Below are 4,839 nucleotides of genomic sequence, written 5' to 3'. Positions count from 1 at the left end.
CGACATCCACCCCCAAGGTCGGCATAATCCGGACATCGGCATAATGGACGTTATGCCGACGTCGGCATAACGTCCACAAGACCGCCAATGTACTGAACAAGGTGCCGAAATCTGTCCAGACCGCCGTGAAGACGGACCTGCGCGAAATCTTTTCCGCTCCCAACCGGCTTCAGCCGAGGTGGCGATTGCCGTCTTTGTCGACAAATATGGCGCGAAATACCCCAAGGCGGTCAACTGCCTGACGAAAGATCAGAATGCCTTGCTGGCGTTCTACGACTTCCCCGCCGAACATTGGGATCATCTGCGAACCTCCAATCCCATCGAGAGCGTTTTTGCCACCGTTCGCCATCGCACGGTGCGCTCTGCGGCTTCGTTTCGATGACCTCGATTCCGTCCAGGAACATGGCAACTGCGATGAGTTTCGGCAACTGATTTTGTCCTTTCAATCGTCGCCACGTCCTGGCCGCGGCCATGATCAGCTTGAAGACCATCAGCCTGGCGGTTTTCGAGGATAGCGAGCCCTTGGTGCGCCGCTTGATCAGCCTCGTCACCCCAATTCCAGCATAGCTCATATTATATTACATATGAAACGCAATATTAATTCAATCAGTGGGAATTGAGTGATAGAAAGAAATAGATAATTCGGATCATTAGCAAGCACTGATAAAAGATATCGCGCCAGAGTATTTGTAACATGCTCGGTGGCGGGAGCGATACTTCCCTATATAAGAGGAACGCGATGGATTACGACTGAGCAATCCATTATGCTCCAAATAAATATCGCGTAAATCGTCTTCCATTAGCGAGATGGATTTGCGGTGATTGTTATTACTAAGTACAGAATCTGGCAAGCTTTCTACTAATACACACAGTTAGTTGCGTCTCCGATGCGCAGCAATTGTTATGATGAGGCCGCGGCGTTCCAATCTAACGAAGGAGGCACTCTGAGGGCAGCCACACTAGATCTCAAGAAATATAGCTATCACCGGAGAGCGGTATGCTGAACAATACCATCGCAAGAAATTCATTGCCGAGTATCGATCTTCTGTATGATTATGGACCGTTCTTGCGGTTGAGCGAGTCTGAAGGTGGTATTGGGAGCTTTGCTCAAAACAGCCGGCGCCCGCGGGTTGGCATTGTGGGCGCCGGCATCAGTGGCTTGGTGGCGGCGACTGAACTTTTGCGCGCCGGAATAACGGACATCGTGCTATTTGAGGCGCGGGATCGTATGGGTGGGCGGGCTTGGTCACAAATCTTCGACCCGCGCGAACCGCATCTCATTGCCGAGATGGGCGCTATGCGCTTTCCTTCCAGCGCAACCTGCCTGTTCCATTATCTGGACAAATTGAGGATAGATACCGCAGCTTCCTTCCCCGATCCGGGCATCGTGGATACCGAGGTGCACTATCGAGGTGCGCGTCATTTATGGCAGGCCGGCGAGTCTCCGCCGCCACTGTTCAGGCGCGTTCATCAAGGATGGCAGGCTTTGATAAGCGACGGTTACGTGCACGAAGGGATTCAACTGCCCGCACCGGCGAAGATCACAACTTTGCTTCGGTCGCATCGCTTTGACCAAGCTCGTGACGCATGGCAGGCCTGGCTAGATTCGTTTCGCGACATCTCCTTCTATTCGGCCCTCGTCACCATCTTTACCGGACCGCAGCCACCAGGGCGCGTACCTTGGAAAAGGCCGGAAGATTTTGAGCTTTTCGGATCGCTGGGAATTGGATCTGGAGGCTTTTTACCTGTGTACCAAGCCGCGTTTACTGAGATACTGCGTCTTGTAATTAACGGGTACGAGGACGATCAGCGCATGATTATGGGAGGGATCTCCCTGTTGGTGAAACGGTTGGCTGAACAGGAGCTTAACGGTGTGAGTTTGCGGCAGCGTGTCCGCTACGGTCATGTAAGCCGTATTTACAAACAGGGCGGTCAGATTCTCGTGACATGCGCAGCAGGGCAGGTCGTGCCTTTTGACCGCGTCATCGTCACTACCAGCAATCGAGCTATGGAGCTGGCCCATCGTCTCACGGCGGATGGAACCTTTCTTACTAACGAAGTTTTGCGAGCGGTCAGAGAAACTCACCTTACCGGCTCTTCCAAGCTGTTTATGCTGACGGAAAACAAGTTCTGGTTAAAAAAGGGCACGCCGACAACCATCTTGTCAGATGGCCTTGCCAGAGGGGTTTACTGCCTAGACTATCAGCCAGATGATCCGGATGGTAAGGGCGTTGTGCTGTTAAGTTATACATGGGAAGATGATGCTAACAAAATGCTTTCCATTCTGGACAAAAAGGAACGGTGCCAGCGTCTGGTCGATGATCTGGCCACCATTTCCCCTGATTTCGCCCGTTATCTAGTCCCGGCTAACGGTGACTATGAACGTCATGTCCTGCAGCACGATTGGCTGATGGATCCATATTCAGTAGGTGCCTTCAAGCTCAATTATCCTGGTGAAGACATCTATTCAGAACGGCTATTTTTCCAATTCGCTACCGCAAAAAGACCGGAAGAAGACACGGGCTTGTATCTCGCAGGATGTGGATGCTCCTTTACCGGCGGGTGGGTCGAGGGCGCGGTACAAACGGGCTTGAATGCCGCATGTGCTGTTATCCGCAGCAGTGGCGGCCAGCTCTTGAGCGGTAACCCCATTGATTCGATGAATTCCGCTTATCGATATTGAGAACCGGTAAATTCTTTAGAAAAGGCTTCTTAAATGTTTGCAACGTCCACACTCGAGGAGATTTGCAATCAAATACTGGCCGGGAAAACTTCGGCGTTGGATATCAGGGAATCGGCACTTTAGGGCGCAAAAATCCATCGTCGACCGGTAGGATGGGATTTCCTGCGCTGACAGGCGCGGGATGCAGTAGCATCGGTTCTGGTGTGGTTCTGTAGCAAATTTTTGTTGAACTGCAAGAAGAGATGGCGGGCGGTGCTTATGCGGCGGCGAGGATATCGAACTGCTCGGCCAATGACGGATTTGGGTTGAAGGCGAACCTCGCCTGTCGTTTGCGCATCATGTGAAGCATTTCGATGCCGTCGAGGATGATGCTTGCGGCTGCGGGAGATTTGAAGCCGAGCATCGGCCGAACACGGCGCTTGATCCGCCGATGTCCCTGCTCGATCCGGTTGTTATCAGGCATGAATAGGCGCGACGCGCCAATCCGTATTTTCTTGCACGGATGGATCGACTACCGTCCACCTACCGGGATTGGGGTGTCGGGAGCACGCATGGCGGGCAGGCCGAAGTACCTGATGAATTGAGAGTTCGAGTTGTTATCGGGCCGCCCCCTTCGGCTTGCCCGGTTGCGCTGCGAGCGCGGATCCGTAGTTGTCGTGAAGCCCGCCGACTCCCATGGTTGCTGACCCTGGAAAGGAGCCGGGAATGAGAAGCATTGCCCTTGATGTCCACCGATCATTCGCTCAAATGGCGATCTTGGAGAAAGGCAAAATCCGGGATGCCGGGAGGATCGATCTCGAACGCAGCCGCCTGTTGCAGTTCGCCACGAAGCTCAAGCCGGATGACGAGATCGTCATCGAAGCGACAGGCAATACGAGCGCGATCGTCCGGTTGCTCTCGCCCTTTGTGGGCAGGGTGGTCATAGCCAATCCGATCCTGGTTCGGGCCATCGCCTGGGCCAAGGTCAAGACCGACAAGATCGACGCGGCTGTGCTGGCCAAGCTCCACGCGAGCGGCTTTCTGCCTGAAGTCTGGATGCCGGATGAGGAAACCGAGACGCGTCGTCGCGTGGTAGCGGAACGAACGCAGCTCGTCTCCCAGATGACCCGTCTCAAGAACCGGATCCATTCGGTTCTGCACGCCAACCTGATCCCGCCCTACAAAGGCACCCTGTTCTCAAAGCGCGGCAGGACTTGGCTGGAGGCTCAGCCGCTCGCCGAAGATCAGCGCCGTGTTGTCCTTCGCCATGCCGGTGAACTCGATCGCCTTGGCGGAGAACTTGCACAGGTTGACAAAAGCCTCGCAAAGACGGCCCTCCAGGAACCACGGGTCAAGCGGCTGATGACGATCACCGGCGTGGATGTCACGGTGGCACTGAGTATCGTGGCAGCCGTCGGCGACATTCCCAACCAGCGGCGGCCTGATCATGCAGCGCAATAAGGTGCATCACGTCTACACCGTCGACCGTGTCGCCAGGGACCTCGGCGTCAGCGAAGAGCTCATCCAGGACCTGACGCTCGGTCTCGAGCCCGAGGACGGCGTCATCTGGGTGTACGGGGCCATCGATGACGACGGGATCTTGGCCTTCACCGATGAAGGTATCGAGGAGGTCAAACTCCTCCTCGAAGAATATCATCGCGTCTCCCTATCGAAAGCTTGACCCCAGCACCGCGGTGCTCAGGTGCTCATGGCCGCCGGATACGCACGTCTACGGTCTTCACCGGCTTTCGATTACCCACATCGTCGGCGGGCCTATTGCCCCGTATGAATCTGCCGTGATTCTGTCCGTGACGCCGAATCACGGAGGCGTCACGGATGCGAGACAAGACCAGCAGCAGCGAAGCCGCTTGGCAGGAGGAAGAGCTTTCTGCTGCGGCCCTTCCCGACAAGCGTTTGGCCCGTCGGCTGCGACGGTTGCTGGATCAGATGTCAGCTGCGCCGGGCAAGCCAATCCCGGCGGCCTACGGCGACTGGGCGGCGGCGAAGGCGGCCTACCGCTTCTTTGACAATCCGCGTGTGACCGAACATAGCGTTCTCGCCGGCCATTTCGCTGCGACCGCGGCGCGCGTTGTGGCGAGCGAAGGCCCGATCCTTATCCTGCAGGACACGACCGAATTTATCTACAGCCGCGCGCAGCCGGGCAAAATCGGCTTCAC

4 protein-coding genes and 3 pseudogenes are annotated in these 4,839 nt (G+C 55.6%); 5 read left to right on the top strand and 2 right to left on the bottom strand.

All coding sequences use genetic code 11. The features are described from left to right. Nucleotides 1-71: 71 nt before the first annotated feature. Nucleotides 72-364, top strand: a pseudogene (locus AC0L2H_RS32355) (transposase); the annotation flags it as partial. 16 nt (nucleotides 365-380) lie between these two features. On the opposite strand, the pseudogene AC0L2H_RS32350 reads toward AC0L2H_RS32355, so the two are convergent. Next, a pseudogene (locus AC0L2H_RS32350) lies at nucleotides 381-530 on the bottom strand (IS256 family transposase); the annotation flags it as partial. 467 nt (nucleotides 531-997) lie between these two features. On the opposite strand from AC0L2H_RS32350, the gene AC0L2H_RS32345 reads away from it, so the two are divergent. After that, a complete protein-coding gene (locus tag AC0L2H_RS32345) occupies nucleotides 998-2,683 on the top strand; it encodes an NAD(P)/FAD-dependent oxidoreductase (protein ID WP_019859983.1) in 1,686 nt (561 codons plus the stop codon). Between the two features lie 256 nt (nucleotides 2,684-2,939). Here the strand turns inward: AC0L2H_RS32345 and AC0L2H_RS32340 are convergent. Then, nucleotides 2,940-3,179, bottom strand: a pseudogene (locus tag AC0L2H_RS32340) (DDE-type integrase/transposase/recombinase); the annotation flags it as partial. 179 nt (nucleotides 3,180-3,358) lie between these two features. Here AC0L2H_RS32340 and AC0L2H_RS32335 point away from each other — a divergent pair. The 3 genes from AC0L2H_RS32335 to AC0L2H_RS32325 form a co-directional block, all read left to right on the top strand. Continuing rightward, nucleotides 3,359-4,123 (top strand): IS110 family RNA-guided transposase, encoded by a 765-nt coding sequence (locus AC0L2H_RS32335; RefSeq protein WP_080643795.1) that lies wholly within the window; start codon nucleotides 3,359-3,361, stop codon nucleotides 4,121-4,123. Beyond that, entirely contained in the window at nucleotides 4,110-4,343 is a 234-nt protein-coding gene (locus AC0L2H_RS32330) for a hypothetical protein (RefSeq protein ID WP_019859987.1), read from the top strand. The genes AC0L2H_RS32335 and AC0L2H_RS32330 overlap by 14 nt, the downstream gene beginning before the upstream one ends. Before the next feature lie 155 nt (nucleotides 4,344-4,498). Continuing rightward, the coding region (locus tag AC0L2H_RS32325; RefSeq protein WP_473593663.1) for an IS4/Tn5 family transposase DNA-binding protein at nucleotides 4,499-4,839 on the top strand (341 nt) is incomplete at its 3' end.

The sequence above is a fragment of the Mesorhizobium sp. WSM4871 genome (genome assembly GCF_055811295.1).
This window is presented reverse-complemented; position numbering and strand designations above follow the sequence as displayed.